The sequence below is a fragment of the Parabacteroides sp. PM6-13 genome, from assembly GCF_029892605.1.
GTDB lineage: Bacteria > Bacteroidota > Bacteroidia > Bacteroidales > Tannerellaceae > QVMG01.
On record NZ_JARXWF010000006.1, the window covers coordinates 149,048 to 167,902 of the forward strand.

Below are 18,855 nucleotides of genomic sequence, written 5' to 3' on the forward strand. Positions count from 1 at the left end.
GTCTTTGGCTTCTTGCTTCTTTAACTTCTTTGACTTCTTAACTTCTTTGACTTCTTAACTTCTTTGACTTCTTAACTTCTTTAACTTCTTTAACTTCTTTGACTTCTTAACTTCTTAACTTCTTAACTTCTTTCCAACTTCTTTCCCAAATCCCCCCTTTTCTTTGTTGTATCAAAAAAGATACAAAGATGAAAAGAGTCTATCCTTTATGCGTGATTTTGTTGTTGGCGGTGTCGACAAGCCTATGGGCCGACAATGACAGAAATGCTGCGACAGCGGAGAATCTGCCGGCCACCAGCCGTGAATTTCTCAATACTCACTTCCGAAACACCCATATATCCTATGTTGAAATAGATAAATATCTTTTCTGGATATCGGGCTATGAGGTAATCCTGGTCGATGGGACAGAGGTGAATTTTGCCCGCAACGGTGAATGGACAGAGGTAGAGAGAAAGAAGGAAGCGGTTCCCGCCGTTATCATCCCGAAGAAAATAACAGCCTACATTAAGGAGAACTTCCCCAAACAGATTGTTTTAGCCATTGAAAAAGAATTCAAAAAATGGGAAATCAAACTGAACAATGGCATAGAACTCTCCTTCAATAAAAAAGAAGAAATAATAGAGGTGGATGCCGATTAAGCATTCATCAAAGGAAAATGAATATAGGAAAAAACAAAGACAACAATTACTAAAAATTAAAAGGTATGAAAGCAAAAGTATGTATGATGGCCTTGTTTGCCATGGGATTAGTCACAACAGTTGGCTGCAACGACGACAATTACATTCCGGAAGATGTTTTCGTGCAGGCATTCCGCCAGCAATATCCGGGCGCCTCACGCGTGGAGTGGGAAAACAAACACGGATACAAAACAGTAGAGTTTCGTTATGAAGGGAAAGAGTTGGAAGCCTGGTATGATCAATCAGCCAAGTGGCTGTTGACAGAGACCGACCTGCGATACAGCGATCTGCCGGCAGCCGTTCAGAGTGGATTCAAAGCGACGGAATATGGCGACTGGCGTGTGGATGATGTGGATAAACTGGAGCGGGTCGACACGGAAGTAGTCTATGTGTTGGAGGTTGAAAAAAGCAACCAGGAGTATGATCTCTATTTCAGTGAAGAGGGCACTCTGATAAAGGTGACGCAGGAAGAGGGCGACACCGGGCATCAGCCAATTGCCGTCTCACAAAAGATCATGGATAAGATACGCGAACTGTATCCCAATGCTTCCGGCATATTGGATATTGATCGCGAAGGGGCTTACCTGGAGATTGAAATCAGAGATGGCAAGACCTACAAGGAGATCTATTTCGACAATGCCGAAGAATGGGTTTTCACTAAATGGGAGATACGCCGGGCAGATGTGCCACAGGTGGTTATTGATGCCTTAGGCACCTCTAAATACAACGGATATAAGATCGACGATATTGATATTATCCAAAAAACGGATGGCATTTTCTACCTGTTCGAACTGGAAAAGAGCGACAGGGATTACTATTGCCTGATCAGTGAAGACGGAAAAAGCGTAACAGACGACCCGGGGATTTAAGCGGTTCGTATCGTGTGTGGTGACTCCGTATGGCAACCTGCCGTACGGAGTTTTTTATTGTTTCCATCCGAGAGATAACCTTTTTGTGCAGAATAATGCATAGTTTTGCATATTAGCTGAAAATTATGTCTACACCCAAATATCTTATTATCCTGTTTTGTTGCTTGTGTCCCTTCCTGAAAAGTAAAGCGCAATTTGTAAACTATGGGAACGATCCGGCACGCTACAAATGGAATTATGTAAACCTGTCCAATTATAAACTGATCTATCCGCAAGGGATGGATTCGATGGCCTACCAATATGCCCTCCAGTTAGAACACCTGTTTCCGCAGGTTCAGAAAACGATTAGTATGCCACGCAAATCTATCTTCCCGGTAGTATTGCATCCGGGCAATATGCAATCGAACGGTATGGTCTCCTGGACCCCGCGCCGCATGGAGCTGGTTACGACTCCCTCTTATAAGATAGAATCGCAAGCCTGGACGAAGCATCTGGTGCTTCACGAATCGCGCCATGTGGTTCAAACCAGCAAACTCATGACCGGTATCTTCCGCCCCTTGTATTTCCTGATCGGCGAACAGGCGGCTGGTGTCACCTCTTTGTTTGCCACCAAATGGTTTTTTGAAGGAGATGCGGTAGGGGTCGAAACGGCGATGTCGAACAGTGGGCGTGGCCGATTGCCGGAGTTCCATATGACATACCGTGCACAAATCATGTCCGACAAGCCTTTCTCGTTTGATAAATGGTACCTGGGGTCGTATAAAGACTATACAGGCGATTATTATGCACTGGGCTATAATATGACCTCGTATGCCAAACAGGCCTATGGGGCGGATATATGGGATAAGATCACCAGCCGTTATGTCAATCGCTTCTTTCATCTTCCTCCATTTATTAATGCCATAAAATATCATACGGGCGGCGGCGTAAACGATCTTTTCAACCAGACTTTTTCTTTCCTGGAAGAGGAATGGAAAGAGCAGGACAAAGACTATCAGACACCTTCATACGCCTCTCCGGCGGTTTCGCGTTATACTTCCTACCGCTATCCGCAATCGCTTAACGATTCTACGGTTATTGCCATCAAATCAAGTCTGCATGATATCAACGCCCTGGTAGCTCTTACGCATGGGAAAGAGAAACGACTTACTTATATAGGTATCCTCAATGGACGCATTCAACTGCAAGGGAGTAAGGTTTATTGGTCGGAGATCGTGGGTGGTCCCCGCTGGACGCATGAGAATTATGCGGTTATCAAGCAATATGATCTACAAACCGGGCAAACAAATATCCTGACACCCGGAAAGCGTTATCTCTCGCCTGCCGTTGACCCAGAAGGCAAACGAATCGCAGTATCCTCTCCTATGCCCGACGGAACAAACAAAATCATACTGTTAAACGCTGAAAATGGCGAAGAGATTGCTCATTATACGTTACCGGAAAATGCCTTTGCTAAAGAATTAACCTTTGGCGAAAAGGATCAGGTAATCGCTCTTACCGTAGATAACCAGGGCTTATCTATCCAGCAACTGAATCTTCTTACCGGAGAAAGCCGAGAGCTCCTCCCTCCTACTTCGGTCAATATCACTTCGCCCTATTGGCATAATGGCTTATTATACTTTGAGTCGGGATTGAATGGAACCAATAATATTTATGCCCTAAACACAGACACCCGGCAGATCAGCCGGGTAAGCGCCGCCCGCTTCGGGGCTTTCCAGCCAACACTCTCAGCCGACAAGAAAAACCTGCTCTTCGCCGATTACCAGGCAAAAGGATACCGAATCGCAATGCTTCCGCTTGATTCATTACGTGCCGAGCAAGCCGATTTCGACCATCCCTATCGCTTCGCGTTGGCAGAGACATTAGCTGGGCAGGAGGCTTTCAATATCGATACCGCCACATTAGCGCCTATTCCTTTTGAGCCCAAGCCTTACCGCAAGGGGGCGAACCTGTTTCATGTCCATAGTTGGGCGCCGATCTATTATGATGTGAGTGACCTGATGGGCTTCAGTGGCGACGACCTGACCACGATTGTAAAGCCCGGCGTATCAGTATTCTCCCAAAACGCGTTGAACACAGCCATTACCCAGCTTGGTTGGTATTACAATAAGGGATACCACCACGGCAAACTCTCGTTTACCTATTCGGGCTGGTATCCGGTGATCGACCTAAAACTGGACTATGGCAGTAAGGCTTTCGATATGTCATGGAAGCTGAACGAAGAAAAGAAAGAGACAACGGAAACCCTTCGAACCGGTCGCAATCGCCTGGAAGGAGAGGCACGCATCTATATCCCCTTCAACCTGACGAAAAATCATTACATACGAGGCATACAGCCTTCAATCACCTATTATTATTCCAACAACCGCTATCAACAACACGACAGCAAAAAATTCAAAGACTTTCAATACATTCTTTCCGAACTTCGTTTCTATAACTACCGCCGCATGGCACAGCGTGACCTATTGCCGAAGTGGGGATATCAACTGCGCCTGCAACACCTCACTATGCCTTTCAACGACGAGAACTTCGGTAGCCTGTATGCCGCCCGACTAACCACCTACTGGCCGGGAATCGGGCAGAACCATGGACTCATGCTTCGCCTGGGTTATCAATACCAGAGTATAGATAAGAATTGGATGTATATGCCTACGCGCATCATCGACAAGCCCCGTGGATATGGCTATATCTACCAGACCCGCCAACAAATGGCCTTCAAAGCCGACTATTCCTTCACGATTGCTTCACCAGACTGGAACCTGGCAGGACTGCTTTACCTGCAGCGCATCCGCAGCAATATGTTCTATGATCTGACCAAAAATCAGGCAAAGAAAAATAGTGGATGGAATCAACAAAGCAGCGTTGGGGCAGACATGATCTTCGACCTGAACGTCATCCGCATGAGCTATCCCCTGTCTGTGGGAATGCGTTTCACGCAACCTATTGATTATGGCAGTTTCCAGGTCGAGGGTTTATTCTCCGTCAGCTTCTGATCTTACAGCTTTTGTTTGCATTTTCCGGTCATGCGCTCAGGCGTTAAGCGCAACAGGTATGTCCTGTGGAACGATCCTTTCGCGTATTTCAGACCAACGACTTTATGTTCGGGGGAGTATTTGTCGATAATTGCTTCGAGGGCTTTCATGCGCTCTTCGTCATCCGCCACAAGCTCCATCCGCCCGTCGACAACAATACTTTCATAGGCTGTTGTGAATTTAGCAGAAAGCACATGCGTATGCCCGACCACACAAAAAGAGACAGCCGGATTCTTCTCCATAGCTTTTAGCTTTATGCCTTCCGGCGCACAGTGGAAATAAACGACCTCTCCCGTCCATACATAATTGAGCGGTATGCCATAGGCCTTACCGTTTTCAAGTGTCATCGACAAATAGCCATATTCCCCTTCACGCAGAAGCTGAAGCGCCCTTTCTTCAGGAAGCAACCGATCCTGCCGGCGTACAGAGCTGTTATCGTATTGTATCATGTGTGCAAATATACTATTTTTATTCACAACCTCCCGGTTGCTTTCAGATACTCCGTTTTATGGATTTCCAGCTTTGTGCGGGCGATGATGTATTCACCATCGGCATGTTGGCGGAGCGTCTGCGCTTCCAGGTAGTCGGAGATCGTTTCCAATCCAGCATGATAATGGTCTTGGCTCATGCGTAGGTTTTCTTCGGTCTGCTCGAGTGCCTGGCGGGTAAGTCTGATCTCAAGTAAGGCTTCGTTGTAGAGGTTCAGGGCTTGTTCCACTTCCAAAGACATTTTTTCACCCAGGTCATCGCGTTGCAACTGCATAATCTGCCGTTCCCGTTCGGCAGCCTTTACCTTCTTCACACCCTCTCCCCAGTTGAACAGAGGGATACGCACGGAGACCATCGCCGAGAAGGAACCGCCGTCGAAAAGAGGATCGTTGTTCAATCGAATGCCATGGATGTAATTGTAAGAGCCACGCACACCGACCTGAGGGAGAAAATCGCTCCGGACATATTGTTTCTCGTACTTCTTTAATTCAATCTGTTTGTCGAGGATTGCCCAATCGGGACGGGCAGTGATATCGGCCATGCCACTGAGTTCAAAAGCCTGTTCCGAGAAGCTCTCCGCCGGCATTATTTCGCTTTGAAGTGGAAGCCCAAGGAGGTGACAGAGATTCATGCGCGAGAGGCGTACGCCGTTTTCCGCCCGGCGCAGTTGCAGTTCCGCCTGGTTGAGTTGTACCTGCACCTTCATTAGATCGTTTTTCGACTTCATGCCGGCCTCACAGGCATTCTGTACCACCCGGTGAAACTCTTCTACTGTTGTTTTGAATTGCGTGGCCGACTTCTCCAACTCACGTGCCTGCACACAGGTCCAATAGGCTTTGTCGGTGGCCAGAATAATCTCGTCCTCTGTCAGCTCGCGGTTCAAACCGGCTATCTCATCACCCACCTTCGACATCTTATAGGCCGACGTAATCTTTCCTCCCATATAGATTGGTTGCTCCAGATTCACGCCTGCCACGTATGTGTTAGATGTCTTTAGGTTGAAATTCATATCAGGGATATTCAGAACGGAGAACTGGTTGAGGAGAGGCATCAATTCCGTAGGCACCATGCCGCTCAGGTCATTGGGATCAAACAGGGTCATCTGTCCCATCTTAAGGTTCAGATCCCGGTTCGTATTATTATAATAGCCCAACCCCTCAGCGGATAGTTTCGGCAAGAAATTGGTCTTCGTCGCCTGAACGGTCAGATGTGCTTTCTCCTTCGTGCGTTCAGCGATTGCAATCTGCTTGTTGTTTTCCAATGCCATGCGGCGGCATTCTTCCAGGGTCATATTCTGACCATACAGGGAATGGGAACAGAACAGGCCGACAACGATCAACGTTATATATTTTATTGCATTCATTTCTATAAATTTCTATGGAGTTATTTCGTCTTTATTTTGAAAAAGAGGGCATACAAGACCGGGATAAACAATAGGGTAATCAGTGTTCCCACCAATAATCCGCCCATAATCACCACGGCTGCCGGACCGAACAGCGAGTCGCCCAACAGAGGAATCATGCCTAAGATAGTGGTCAGCGAGGCCAGCATGACAGGACGGAAACGGCTTGCCGAGCTATCCAATAGGGCCTTGACCGGTTCCTTGCCGCTTCCAATCTGAAGGGTAATCTCGTCCATCAATACAATACCATTCTTAATCAGCATCCCTACCAGTCCCAAGGTGGCCACGATCGCTACAAACCCAAAGGTTTTCCCGGAGAGAAGCACGCTGAATACCACACCGATAAACAACAACGGCAGGCAAAGAATGATGATCGTCGGCTTCTTGTAGTCTTTGAAAAGCATAATCAAAATAGCGATCATCAAGACAATGGCCAGCGGATAATTCATAAAAAGGTATTTCATCGACTGCTCGCTTGCGCTCCGTTCGCCCTCCCATTTCAAGCTATAGCCTTCGGGAAGCGGGATGTTTTCGATCTGTTCGGCAATGGTCTGGCGTGAATTCTCCACGGCATAACCCGGCAACGGATTACATTGGGCACGCATCGCCCGTTCACCGTCGCGACGAATCACCACCGGCTCTTCCCATACGACCTTCAGCCCGTTAGAAGCCTGGCTCAATGGCACGGTCTGCAGGGCGGAAGTAAGCAGGTCTTCTTCTGTTACCGTACCCATAATCAAGCCCTGCACGGTTTGTTTATCGATGCCCGAAAGGGAAGGCATCATACTAAACACCGGCGTATTTTCGAGCGATTCGATCGGATTCCCGTTTTTATCGATACATTTCACATAGATCGTTTTGCTCTCGATTCCTTCATAGAAGGTTCCGGTCGGGATGCCATCGGTCGCGGTCATCAGCGAGAGCCCTACATCCTGGCGGCTTAATCCGATATTCCGGGCGATCGGCTGATTATAGTCGACCATCAGCGTTGGCACTTTCGGTTCCCAGTCGGTGGTGACCATATACAGTTGGGGACTTGCATTCATGATATCCATCGCCTGTGCCGTCAGTTCGCGCAAGACTGCCGGGTCAGGACCACTGAACTGTACTTCGATTGGATAATCTTTATACATCAGGTTGTATCGTTTCAAGCGCACATAGGCGTCAGGATAGTTCTCATTGAGGTAGTCCTGTATCTCCCCCATCGTAGCCACCAACGCTTTGGGCGAGGTGTAGTCGACAATCAGTTCGCCATACGACAGGGAGGGATCGGCCATGCTGCGCACTAGGTTGTAGCGACTGGGGGTAGCGCCAATCGAGGTGGTCACATGGGTTACCTCTTCACGCGATAATAGATAATCCTCAATCGTTTTAATGTCTTTTTTCACCCGTGTGCTGTTGACTCCTTCGGGTAATTTGTATTCGATATACAACTGGTCGTAATCCATATCAGGGAAAAAGCCCTGCGGCAGGAAGCGAAAACAGAAGAGGCTTACCAAGATTAAGGCAATACCGACTCCCAAGGTTACCATGCGATGGGACAATACCCAGGTCAACACCCTGCGCAATAGGTTGTAATATTTATTATTATAAGGATCTTCGTTCTCCTTATTGACCTTTACCTTCAACGATTTGTCGGCATGAACCGGCACCAGCGTCAACGCAAGCACCCAGCTCATCAACAGCGAAACAGCCAGTACGATGAAGAGATCGCGCACATAGATACCTGCCGTGTCGGGTGAGAGAAAGATTGGAAAGAATGCCAGGATCGCTATCAGTGTAGCGCCAAGTAGCGGCATTGCTGTCTTCCGTCCGATCGCCGTCAGTGCCTCACGCCGGGGAACACCCCGCTGCAGATCGACCTGTATGCCGTCGAGTATCACAATGGCGTTATCGACCAGCATCCCCATCGCCAATACGAAAGAGGCAAGCGACACCCGTTGCAAGGTTCCATCGAACACATTCAACACCAGCATGGAGCCGAAAACAATGATTGCCAGGTTTAGTCCCAGGATAAGACCCGACCGGAAACCCATACTGAATATCAACAAAATGACAACAATCAGTACCGATTCAACGAGATTGACCATGAACGAATCGAGCGCTGCACTCACCCTTTCCGGCTGGAAAAACACTTTGTGCATATCCACTCCGGTTGGAAGACGATTGCCTTTGAGCGTTTCGATGGTCTGTTCGACCTCTTTGCCTATCTTCGTGATATCGGTTCCGCTCAATGCCGAGATGGAGATGCCCAAAGCCTGCTGCCTATCATAACGCAGTTCGTTGCGCACAGGGCTTTCATAGCTCCGGGTAATCCGGGCGATATCCCGCAAACGCAACTGGTCGTTCTCATGCCCCTGCAATAACAGGTCGCCAATATCCTCTACCGTTTTGTATTTATCATTGACCGACACGCGAATTCGGGCGTCACCGCTTTCGTAATAACCGGAGTAAACGGTCTGGTTCTGCCCGTTCAATGTGGAGAGAACTTCCGCCGGATGTACACCCAGGTTGGCTAAGCGGTCTTCATAGAGTTCGATATGGATCGCTTCTTCACGCTTACCGTATATATTGACCTTCGAGATGCCTTCAATCTTCTGAATCTCTTTTTTGATCAGTTCGGCATATTTGCCTGCCTCTTCATCCGAATAACCATCGAAAGTCATGGCATAGAACATACCGAAAACATCGCCGAAGTCGTCCATCACAATCGAAGTCGTCGCTCCTTCGGGCAGACTTCCCTGCACATCGGTTACTTTCCGGCGCAACTGGTCCCAGCATTGCTCCACCTGCTCGTTTTGTACCAGTGTAGACAATTCGACGGAGATCATCGACATATCGTTCATCGAACGGCTACTTACTACATCGATATCCTTCATCGAACGAATACTTTTCTCCAACACATCGGTCACCTCCAGTTCGACCTGATGGGCCGATGCCCCGGGATAAAGCGTAACGATCGTAGCCTGTTTCACCTTTATCTCCGGGTCTTCGAGCTTACTCATATTATAATAAGAGAACATACCCCCGATCACCAGTACGGCAACCAGGAAGTAGATCAGCTTCTTATTGTCCAGTGCCCATTTGCCTAAGTCTTTCATAACAGGCCTCCTACGTTAGTGGATGAAACAGCCGGTATCACTTTCACTGCATCGCCCTCTTTCAGGGAATGGACTCCGGCAGCGACCACCTCTTCTCCTACTGTCAGCCCTTCGAAAAGAATGACTGTGCCGTCTGCGGGAATATTCGACAAACGAACGGGTCGGCGATTGACCTGCCGGCGCGCGCCGTCGTACACCCATACACAAGGCTGCCCATCGTTCTCGAACAGAGCTGACAAAGGAATCGAAACCAGCTCAGACTCCTCAGGCTGGAAGGCAATCTTCACCATCGTAGACATACCCGGCGAAGGCACCTCCCGGCTGCCTGCCGTCACAAGACGGAGCCGTACGGTGTATAACTGGTTCAGGTTGGCTTTGCGGTTGATTGAGATTAGTTCAAGCGGGAAAGTCAGGTCGGGATAAATATCGAAGTAGCAACTAAACGAATGAAACTTGTCACGTTGAATATAGTCCGTCGCCGGGATATTGATCTCTACTTCGGGTGCCTCGGTGCTGATCAGCGAGAATATAGGCATTCCGGCACTTACCGTCTCCTCCTTATCGAAATAACGTTTCTGAATATAACCATCAAAAGGAGCCGTCAGCCGTGTATCGGCCAACGCGTTCTTATGCGCTTCATACTTGGCCGTGATCTGTTGCAAGCCGTAGACTGCCTTGTCGTAATCATTATCGGCTACGCTCTGTTTCTCATGCAGCTTGATAATGCGTTCCGCCTCGGCCTTTACCTGTGTGTATTCAGCTTCCGTTGCAGCAAGCTGAATCTCATAATCGCGCGCATCCATGGCAGCCAATAACTGTCCTTTGCGTACAAACTCACCTTCGCTCACATGGATACGGGCAATCGGTCCGCTGATACGGAAGGCCAGGTTCACCTCGGATGCCGCCTTCACTTTACCGGGGAAAGAGGTCGTTTTCTCTTCTCCATAACGTACAGCCTTGTTCACTTTGACTGTCTTAATTTCTTCCTTCTGCACCTTCTCTTGCTTACATCCTGTAAACAACAAGAGGCTACAGACTAATCCTAATACAATCTTTTTCATTTCGCCTTCTGTTTATAATATTCATAGGCAAAGGTAGAGTTGATTAGATGGCAAAAAAACTCCATTAACTCTTCAAAAATGGTCTATTTCGGAACTACATCTTGATTTACAAGCGTTTCAAAAGAAATATTGTTTATTTTTGGAACAACAAAGATTGCATCTGAACCATGTCGTACAAGCAAAAAAGGCCAAAAGCCATTGAACACCTTTGTCTTGCAGAAGATAATAAAATCTTTTTCGAGAACTTTTTACTGAGTGGAAACGAATATGACCTGCTCGGAGTCGAACTGGCTCCCCGCGTAGTCGATGCGGCGGGTCTTTGCATTTGCCTATCCGGAGAGAGCGAAGCTATTATCGGAACCCAGAGTTACCTAATTAAGAAGGGTGATATGGTTGTAGTCTTTCCGAATGAGATCTTACACATAAGAGGGAAAAGCGCCGATTTCAAAGGATACACCATTGCCTGCACACAGGAATTTCTGATGAGTGTCAATATCCCGTCAAGCACTTCGCTTTACCTATATATTAAAAACAATCCCTGTATCTCGTTGAAACAGGAAGAACAGGAGGGTTTGCTTAAGATGTGTGATTTCCTGAGAGAACACGATGCACGCAAAGAGCATCCCTGCCGTGATGAAATATCCCGGCATTTGGCCTCCGCTATTCTTTACGAAGTGATCGGCATCTACAAAAGAGGGGAGCCGTTGAAAGTACAACCCTATTCGCGCAAAAACAAACTCTATTTCGAGTTTATTCAGTTAGTAGCCAAATATCATCACTGCCAACGGGAGGTCGATTTCTATGCTGATAAGCTTTGTATTACTTCACGTTATTTATCGTCCATTTGTAAAGAGGTCAGTGGCATTACCTCCAAAGGCTGTATCGATCACCACATCATCAACCATGCCCGGCTCCTGTTGGTCACCACCGATAATACCATTCTGCAGATATCGGAGGAATTAAATTTCCCCAATTCCTCTTTCTTTAGCAAATATTTCAAAAAGCATGTAGGTGTGACTCCCAAAGTCTACAGGGATACCCACGGCGACTAATGCCTTATTTGGGGGCAAAAACAGGTTTGTCCTGTTTTCCGGCAGATACTTGTTTTATAATAAATAGAAAATAACTACCTTTGTCGATTATTTTATCTCCACCTAAAGAAAGGACACAATATGGCTATCTACTTAAAAGATGTATCAAGAACTTTTGGAGAATACCTCCTTATTCCCGGTTTAACAACAAAAAAATGCATTCCTGACAATGTTTCCCTGAAAACGCCTTTGGTGCGCTACACGGGAGAAGGACCGTCGGCTATCAACCTGAACATTCCGGTTGTCTCTGCAATCATGCAATCTGTTTCTGGGCCGGAACTGGCCATAGAGTTGGCACGTAATGGTGGATTGTCATTTATTTTCGGATCGCAATCGATCGAAAGCCAGGTTGAGATGGTCAAAAAGGTTAAGAAGTTTAAGGCAGGATTTGTGATCAGCGATTCCAATCTGACGCCTACTCATACGTTAGCCGATGTGATCAATCTGGTCAAAAAGACAGGACATAACACCATCGGCATCACGGACGATGGCAAACCCAACGGGAAATTATTGGGTATCGTGGCCAGCCGCGACTACCGCATCGAAAAAGATGCGCCCGACACTCCGGTAAAAGATTTCATGACCCCATTTTCCGAACTGATAGTAGGCAAAGTGGGTATTGGCTTGAAAGAGGCTAACCAAATCATTTGGGATAACAAACTGAACACACTGCCGATCATCGACGATGAACAACGTCTGCAATACTTTGTATTCCGCAAAGACTACGACAGCCATAAGGAGAATCCATACGAGCTTTCCGCCGCAGACAAAAAACTGCTTGTTGGAGCCGGTATCAACACCAGAGATTATAAAGAACGTGTACCCGCGTTGGTAGAAGCCGGAGTTGATGTGCTTTGCATCGATTCTTCCGACGGTTATTCCGAATGGCAGTATGAAACTCTGCGATGGATCAAAGAGACCTACGACGGCAAGGTACTGGTTGGTGCCGGTAATGTAGTCGACGAAGAGGGATTTATCTACCTGGCTGATGCCGGAGCTGACTTTATCAAGGTGGGTATTGGCGGTGGATCGATCTGTATCACCCGCGAGCAGAAAGGTATCGGACGCGGACAGGCAACAGCTTTGATCGACGTGGCACAAGCACGCGACAACTACCACCGCAAAAAAGGGGTTTATATCCCGATTTGTAGCGACGGAGGTCTGGTGCATGACTACCATATGGTATTGGCCTTGGCAATGGGTGCCGACTTCCTGATGATGGGACGCTATTTCGCCCGCTTCGACGAATCGCCTACCAAAAAACTAAAAATTGGCAATAGCTTCGTGAAAGAATACTGGGGCGAAGGATCAAACCGCGCGAAAAACTGGCAACGCTACGATATGGGCGGCAATGAAGCATTGAAATTTGAAGAAGGAGTCGACAGCTACGTGCCGTATGCCGGCAAGATGAAAGACAACCTGAATCTTACCCTGGGTAAAATGAAGGCGACCATGTGTAGCTGCGGAGCGACCACTATACCCGATCTGCAACACTTTTCAAAGATCACATTGGTATCATCCACCAGTATTGTGGAAGGTGGTGCGCATGATGTGATTCTCAAAGAATAGAAACGATTATTCATATAAAAGAAAACGTCCTTAAAGACCTAAAAGTCTTTAAGGACGTTTTCCTTTATACCCCCTTTGGAGGGGTTTGTTTATTTGTTTATTTGTTTATTTATTTGTTAGCAGCCAATCCTGCGCTTTAGCTAAAGACTCAGGACTACCGATATCCAACAGTTTCAGGTCCTCCATCGGATAAGCCCGGATCGTTGTACGAGCACAGATCGACAGGTAAAAATTTATAATAGGAAACTTCCCGGTCCATTCATCCATCCATTCAAATATATCCTGCGACAAGACATGAATGCCACCAAAGGCATATTCGGTATACATCGACGGATCAAAATCAGGATAATAGGACTTCACCTCACCGGTCTCCCGATTACGCCATCCGCACAATTTATGCGCGTTATCAAAGAGAAGGTAGCGCGATGTATTGCGGTTGCTCACCAACAGGGTTGCCAACGGATTGGTTTTGGCATGATCCATATAGAGCTTCATCAAATCGACATTGGAAAAGATGTCTACATTGTGCACCAGAAAAGGTTCGTTCCCTTGTAGGAAACGGGCGGCATGTTTAATGCCTCCTCCGGTATCCAACAGATAATCGCGCTCATCGGATATATCGATATGAACACCAAAGTTATTTTTCGCTTCTAAGAAGTCAATAATTTGTTGCCCTTCGTGATGGATATTAATCACCAGTTCTTCAAACCCGGCACCTTTCAGTTTCAGGATGATATGTTCCAACATGGGTTTTCCATCCACTTCTATCAAAGCCTTAGGGGTCTTGTCTGTCATCGGCTTCAGGCGTGTGCCCATACCAGCCGCAAAGATCATCGCTTTCATATTGTCGAGTCAAAAATTTGTTCCACATTTTGTTCCCTGTGTATCAAGGTCACCTTCACACCAAACCGCTTATGCAGATGCTCAGCCAGGTGTTGTGCCGAATAAACCGAACGATGTTGTCCGCCGGTACAGCCAAAACATACCATCAGATCCGTAAATCCACGATCCAAATAACGCTGCGCGGAAGAATCTACAATGGTGTAGACATGCTCCAGAAAGGTGGTGATCTCCCCATCTTTTTCCAAGAACTCAATCACCGGCTCGTCTAATCCCGTAAACTGATTGTATCGTTCATACTTACCGGGGTTATTCACACCGCGGCAATCAAATACAAATCCGCCACCATTACCGGTCGTATCGTTTGGGATACCTTTCTTATAAGCAAAACTCATCACCTTCACTTCCAGCGTGCGGCGACGTATATCGTCTGTAAACTGTTTCAGTCCTGTCAGTTCTCTCAATACCTGATAGAGATAAGGATATTCCGGATACTCTTCGCGGAGCAACTCCTTCAGGTTCTTAATAGCATAGGGTACGCTTTGCATAAAATGCGGTTTCTTCTCGAAATAACCACGAAAGCCATAAGCCCCTAACACCTGAAGCGTACGAAAAAGCACAAAATGGCGCAAGCGATGACGGAACAACGCCTTATCAACCACCGTATAGTCAGCAAGCGCTTCCATATACGCCTCCAGCAATTCCTGCCGCAATCCTTCGGGGTAGCTGGCTTTTGCCTGCCAAAGGAAAGAGGCGACATCATAATAGACCGGTCCTTTACGCCCTCCCTGAAAGTCAATAAACCACGGTTTATCATCCTTCACCATGACATTGCGCGACTGAAAATCGCGATACATAAACGTAGGCGTCTTATCTTGCAAAAGCACATCGCACATCTTCTGGAAATCATCCTCCAAACGATTCTCCTGAAACTCCATACCGGTAGCTTTCAGGAAGCAATATTTGAAATAGTTAAGATCCCACAATATCGAACGTTCGTTGAATTCCGGCTGCGGATAACATTGCGAAAAGTCTAATCCTTCGGCACCGACATATTGCAATTTAGGCAATAAGGCGATCGTCTGGAAAAGCAGACTCCGTTCTTTCTCCGTAAACACACAGCTTTTCCGTCCCTTTTCTATCGCATCAAAAAGTAGGGTATCGCCCAGGTCTTCCTGCAAATAGAAACGTTTGTCATCCGAAGCGATATACACTTCCGGCACCGGCAATCCTTTTTCCCGAAAATGAATGGCCATCGAAAGAAAAGCATTGTTTTCTTCCGGTGTCGTACCGCTAACCCCAATCACCGGTATGGAACCCGTGATCCGAAAGTAGCGTCTATTGGAACCGGAGGAGGGCAATTCGATCAGATCCGTAGCCGGATGCCCGGTATATTGATTATAGAGTTTGGAAAGTTCGTTTTTAATCATAAACTATGTGTTTTCATGGCGAAGGTACAATTATTTACATAATTTCCCGCCTCCCTTGCAGTAATTACTTTTCAACAGCTAAGCGAAATTCACTTAACATATTCAGTCTGAAAGTAATATGTTTCCTTTGACGGCTGCCCTTCTATATGGTAACGTGTGGAAGCGCTTACACGGAAGAGATAGCCCCTTTCGATGGCCGGATCAATGGGCAAAAAAACCTCCGTTCCATGTATTCCGGTAGACAAAATATGTTGTGCCTTATTAGCCTCCAGGCTATCAGTCAAAGAGCAGTAAAGGGTATAGGTCAACGCCTCCGATTCATTTTCCGGTTTTTCCCAATATATATGCAATTGATTGTCTTTCCGCTCGACAAAGACCTCTTCAGGCGAAGCAGGCACGCGATCATCGAGCCAGGTCAATGGCGGCAAAAGCGCCGGATGGGGATAGTAATTGTCTCGGATCTCGGAATAGAGTCCTTTCCGGTCGTCCAGGATATGTGCGCACCGAAAAAAGGCAGAACCTCCCGCTCCGTTAAAACGACTGTAGTCGATCTGATCAGTAATATCCGAAACTGTCCAGTCGGCCTCCTCTTTATCTGTCCGGTAAGCGCCTAACCCGGGAACAAACAAACGCTCGCCCACTATTTCCGCCCAATTGTCCACAAACGGATAGAAATGGTCATATTGATAATACATCATCGGCACAATCATATCATGCTTGCCCGCCTCCATCCATTGCTTGGGATCCTGAAATACGGTCTCGTAGGCTGTCCACCCCGCATTCGGCATCCGTTCGATCGAGCTGTATTTTCCCAAAGGAGAACTGCTGACCTGTACCCAGGGTTTCAACTGTTTCACTTCGTCGTACAGGCGAGCGACCAGGCGGTTTATATTATCCCGTCGCCATTCCGCCAGCGATTTTCCTTTTCCATACACCGTATGTGTCGCCTTATCAGGAAAAGTCTTCGCCTGATCGGGATAACGGATATAATCAAAATGAACCCCATCGATATCGTACGAAGAGACCAGTTCGCGTACCAGAGAGAGAAGATAATCAGTCGTTTCCGGAACACCCGGATCCAGATACCATTCCCCGCGATGGCGTTTGACCATTTTAGGATAACGCTTCACAACCGAACGCGCGCCCTGCTCCCTAACGGTTTTTTCATTCCCTACCGGGAAGGTAACCAGCCATGCATGACATTCCATGCCCCGTTTATGGCATTCTTCGATCGCGAATCGCAATGGATCATAGCCGGGCGACTGCCCATATTTACCGGAAAACACTTTCGAGGAGGGTTCGATCAACGAAGGGTAGATCACATCCCCCCGCAAACGAGCCTGTACGAAGATCGTGTTGAAGTTCGCCTCTTCCAGGCGATCCAACAAACGAATCAACTCCTCTTGTTGCACTTTTATACCGGCTGCTGTCGTAGCCGGACGGGATGGCCAGTCCAACCCGTAGATCGTGGTCAGCCACACCGCCCTGATCTCTGTGCGGGGAGGATCCACCGCCCAAAGAGAAACAACAGCCAGAAAATAAACAACGAGGAAACTGATTCTTCTCATCAAAGGCCTTTTTCCATCAGATAGCGTTCCGCCTCGATCGCCGACTTGCAACCTGACGCGGCAGCCGTAATAGCCTGGCGGTATACCGGATCCGCCACATCACCCGCGGCAAAGACTCCCGGCACATTCGTACGAGGCGTTCCCGCTATGGTCTTGATATAGCCGGTCTCATCGGTCTCCAGCCAGTCGGCAAACACCTTCGAGTTGGGCGTATGCCCGATCGCCAGGAAGAAGCCGTCGATAGCGATATCCACTGCCGTCTCGTCGGCTTCACCTTTTCGCTTCACCAGATGGGCGCCTTCCACGCCATGTTCACCGAAAAGTCCGATTGTATTATGTTCATACAACACCTCTATCTTCGGATTGTCTGCCACACGTTGCTGCATCACTTTCGAGGCACGCAGGAAAGGTTTGCGCACAATCAAATAAACCTTTTCAGCCAGCGACGCCAGGTAGAGCGCCTCTTCACAAGCCGTATCGCCTCCACCTACAACGGCTACTCTCTTTTTTCGGTAGAAGAAGCCATCGCAAGTCGCACAGGCCGACACACCCATACCCGCGTATTTTGCTTCGTCCGCCAGCCCCAGGTATTTAGCGCTTGCCCCGGTGGCAATAATAACCGTATCGGCTTCGATGATCTTTTCGCCTTCGATCGTCACCCGCAGCGGAGTCTGGGAGAAATCACTTTCGGTGGCAATACCAATACGCACATCGGCCCCAAAACGCTCGGCCTGCTTCTTCAGATCCTGCATCATATCAAAACCGGATATGCCCTCCGGATAACCCGGGAAGTTTTCTATATCCGTGGTGGTGGTCAGCTGACCTCCCGGTTGAATTCCTTCATAAAGCACGGGGCTTAAGTTCGCACGGGCAGCATAGATCGCTGCGGTATATCCGGCCGGGCCGGAACCAATAATCAGGCAACGTACCTTTTCTATCGATGGATGTTCCATATTCAATACTCTCTGTTAATTGTTATTATTTTGTGTTTTTTAGTCTCAAGCGATGGCGGATCGTTAGCGAAGATCAATGACTTCCGCATCCGGATACTCCTTTGTATTAAAAACAAAAAAGGCATCCGGCTGGTTTATTCCCTTCTTTATTTCATCGATCTGAATAAGGGTTCGGGAAGCATTCTTCATCTCAATTTCAATACGCGCGGGCAAATAGCTTTTTTTCTCAATTTGCAGGGTCACGCGTGTGATATCCCCTTTTTTCTTAGGAGTCAATTCAACATTGTAGGCCATTCGTCCACTTGCCGTGCTGCTTTCGCCCTTCAACTCCGCTTTGTATTCCTTTTTATAAGAGCTCAGCAGGAGCGTCGGATTGATATCTTGCAATTCTTCACCCGTAGGCTCTGTCACGTTCACCTCTTCATTCGCTACCATATAGGCCCATTGGGTTTTCCCGTCGAACCAGATACGCACATCGGGCATAAACAGCGTGAACTTATCGCCCTTCATATGCAACTGCCCCTCAAAGCTCTCCACAACACCGGCTCCTTCGGCACGCATACTCATCGCAAAGCGAGCCGAAATACCATTCGCCCCATCAAAAGCCGCCGCCGCTTTATCCAATACCTCTCCCCCACGCTGTGCCGCTATCGGCATAGCAACAACACCCAGTAGGACAACTGCTATTATATATCGTATCAATCTATTCTTCATTGCTTTACGCCTTCGGCTAAGCGATTTCCGCTTCGCTCCAATTCTTCATTCTTCATTCT

At 47.6% G+C, this 18,855-nt stretch carries 14 protein-coding genes; 5 read left to right on the forward strand and 9 right to left on the reverse strand.

Going from position 1 to position 18,855, the window contains the following annotated elements; genetic code table 11:
• Positions 1 to 188: 188 nt before the first annotated feature.
• From M2134_RS07710 to M2134_RS07720, 3 genes are all read left to right on the forward strand, one after another.
• Positions 189 to 638 (forward strand): PepSY-like domain-containing protein, encoded by a 450-nt coding sequence (locus M2134_RS07710; protein ID WP_280750145.1) that lies wholly within the window; start codon positions 189 to 191, stop codon positions 636 to 638.
• 65 nt (positions 639 to 703) lie between these two features.
• Positions 704 to 1,546, forward strand: coding sequence for a PepSY-like domain-containing protein (locus M2134_RS07715; protein ID WP_280750146.1), 843 nt, complete (start codon positions 704 to 706; stop codon positions 1,544 to 1,546).
• Between the two features lie 125 nt (positions 1,547 to 1,671).
• Positions 1,672 to 4,539, forward strand: a complete 2,868-nt coding sequence (locus M2134_RS07720; RefSeq protein WP_280750147.1) for a hypothetical protein — start codon at positions 1,672 to 1,674, stop codon at positions 4,537 to 4,539.
• Positions 4,540 to 4,541: 2 nt separating this feature from the next.
• Here the strand turns inward: M2134_RS07720 and M2134_RS07725 are convergent, their stop codons facing one another.
• Genes M2134_RS07725 through M2134_RS07740 form a run of 4 tightly spaced genes read right to left on the reverse strand, consistent with a single transcriptional unit; the run spans position 4,542 to position 10,631 of the window.
• On the reverse strand, positions 4,542 to 5,024 hold the full coding sequence (locus tag M2134_RS07725) for a pyridoxamine 5'-phosphate oxidase family protein (protein ID WP_280750167.1): 483 nt from the start codon (positions 5,022 to 5,024) through the stop codon (positions 4,542 to 4,544).
• A 26-nt stretch (positions 5,025 to 5,050) separates the two neighbouring features.
• On the reverse strand, positions 5,051 to 6,430 hold the full coding sequence (locus M2134_RS07730; RefSeq protein ID WP_280750148.1) for a TolC family protein: 1,380 nt from the start codon (positions 6,428 to 6,430) through the stop codon (positions 5,051 to 5,053).
• Between the two features lie 20 nt (positions 6,431 to 6,450).
• Positions 6,451 to 9,570: an efflux RND transporter permease subunit gene (locus M2134_RS07735; RefSeq protein WP_280750149.1), complete on the reverse strand. Its 3,120-nt coding sequence runs from the start codon at positions 9,568 to 9,570 to the stop codon at positions 6,451 to 6,453.
• Entirely contained in the window at positions 9,567 to 10,631 is a 1,065-nt protein-coding gene (locus tag M2134_RS07740; protein WP_280750150.1) for an efflux RND transporter periplasmic adaptor subunit, read from the reverse strand. The genes M2134_RS07735 and M2134_RS07740 overlap by 4 nt, the downstream gene beginning before the upstream one ends.
• A gap of 167 nt (positions 10,632 to 10,798) precedes the next feature.
• Here M2134_RS07740 and M2134_RS07745 point away from each other — a divergent pair, with 167 nt between their 5' ends.
• The gene (locus M2134_RS07745; RefSeq protein ID WP_280750151.1) at positions 10,799 to 11,683 is read left to right on the forward strand and encodes a helix-turn-helix domain-containing protein; all 885 of its coding nucleotides are present in this window, start codon (positions 10,799 to 10,801) and stop codon (positions 11,681 to 11,683) included.
• A 120-nt stretch (positions 11,684 to 11,803) separates the two neighbouring features.
• On the forward strand, positions 11,804 to 13,291 hold the full coding sequence (locus M2134_RS07750; RefSeq protein ID WP_280750152.1) for an IMP dehydrogenase: 1,488 nt from the start codon (positions 11,804 to 11,806) through the stop codon (positions 13,289 to 13,291).
• Between the two features lie 105 nt (positions 13,292 to 13,396).
• On the opposite strand, the gene M2134_RS07755 is transcribed toward M2134_RS07750, so the two are convergent.
• The 5 genes from M2134_RS07755 to M2134_RS07775 all read right to left on the reverse strand — a co-directional run bounded on the left by M2134_RS07755 (position 13,397) and on the right by M2134_RS07775 (position 18,796).
• On the reverse strand, positions 13,397 to 14,134 hold the full coding sequence (locus M2134_RS07755; RefSeq protein WP_280750153.1) for a nucleotidyltransferase family protein: 738 nt from the start codon (positions 14,132 to 14,134) through the stop codon (positions 13,397 to 13,399).
• On the reverse strand, positions 14,131 to 15,561 hold the full coding sequence (locus M2134_RS07760) for an RNase adapter RapZ (RefSeq protein WP_280750154.1): 1,431 nt from the start codon (positions 15,559 to 15,561) through the stop codon (positions 14,131 to 14,133). Before M2134_RS07760 ends, M2134_RS07755 begins: the two co-directional genes overlap by 4 nt.
• An 89-nt stretch (positions 15,562 to 15,650) precedes the next feature.
• Positions 15,651 to 17,129: a family 10 glycosylhydrolase gene (locus M2134_RS07765; RefSeq protein WP_280750155.1), complete on the reverse strand. Its 1,479-nt coding sequence runs from the start codon at positions 17,127 to 17,129 to the stop codon at positions 15,651 to 15,653.
• On the reverse strand, positions 17,129 to 18,082 hold the full coding sequence (trxB, locus tag M2134_RS07770; RefSeq protein ID WP_280750156.1) for a thioredoxin-disulfide reductase: 954 nt from the start codon (positions 18,080 to 18,082) through the stop codon (positions 17,129 to 17,131). The genes M2134_RS07765 and trxB overlap by 1 nt, the downstream gene beginning before the upstream one ends.
• A gap of 63 nt (positions 18,083 to 18,145) precedes the next feature.
• The gene (locus M2134_RS07775; RefSeq protein ID WP_280750157.1) at positions 18,146 to 18,796 is read right to left on the reverse strand and encodes a LolA-like putative outer membrane lipoprotein chaperone; all 651 of its coding nucleotides are present in this window, start codon (positions 18,794 to 18,796) and stop codon (positions 18,146 to 18,148) included.
• Positions 18,797 to 18,855 lie beyond the last annotated feature (59 nt).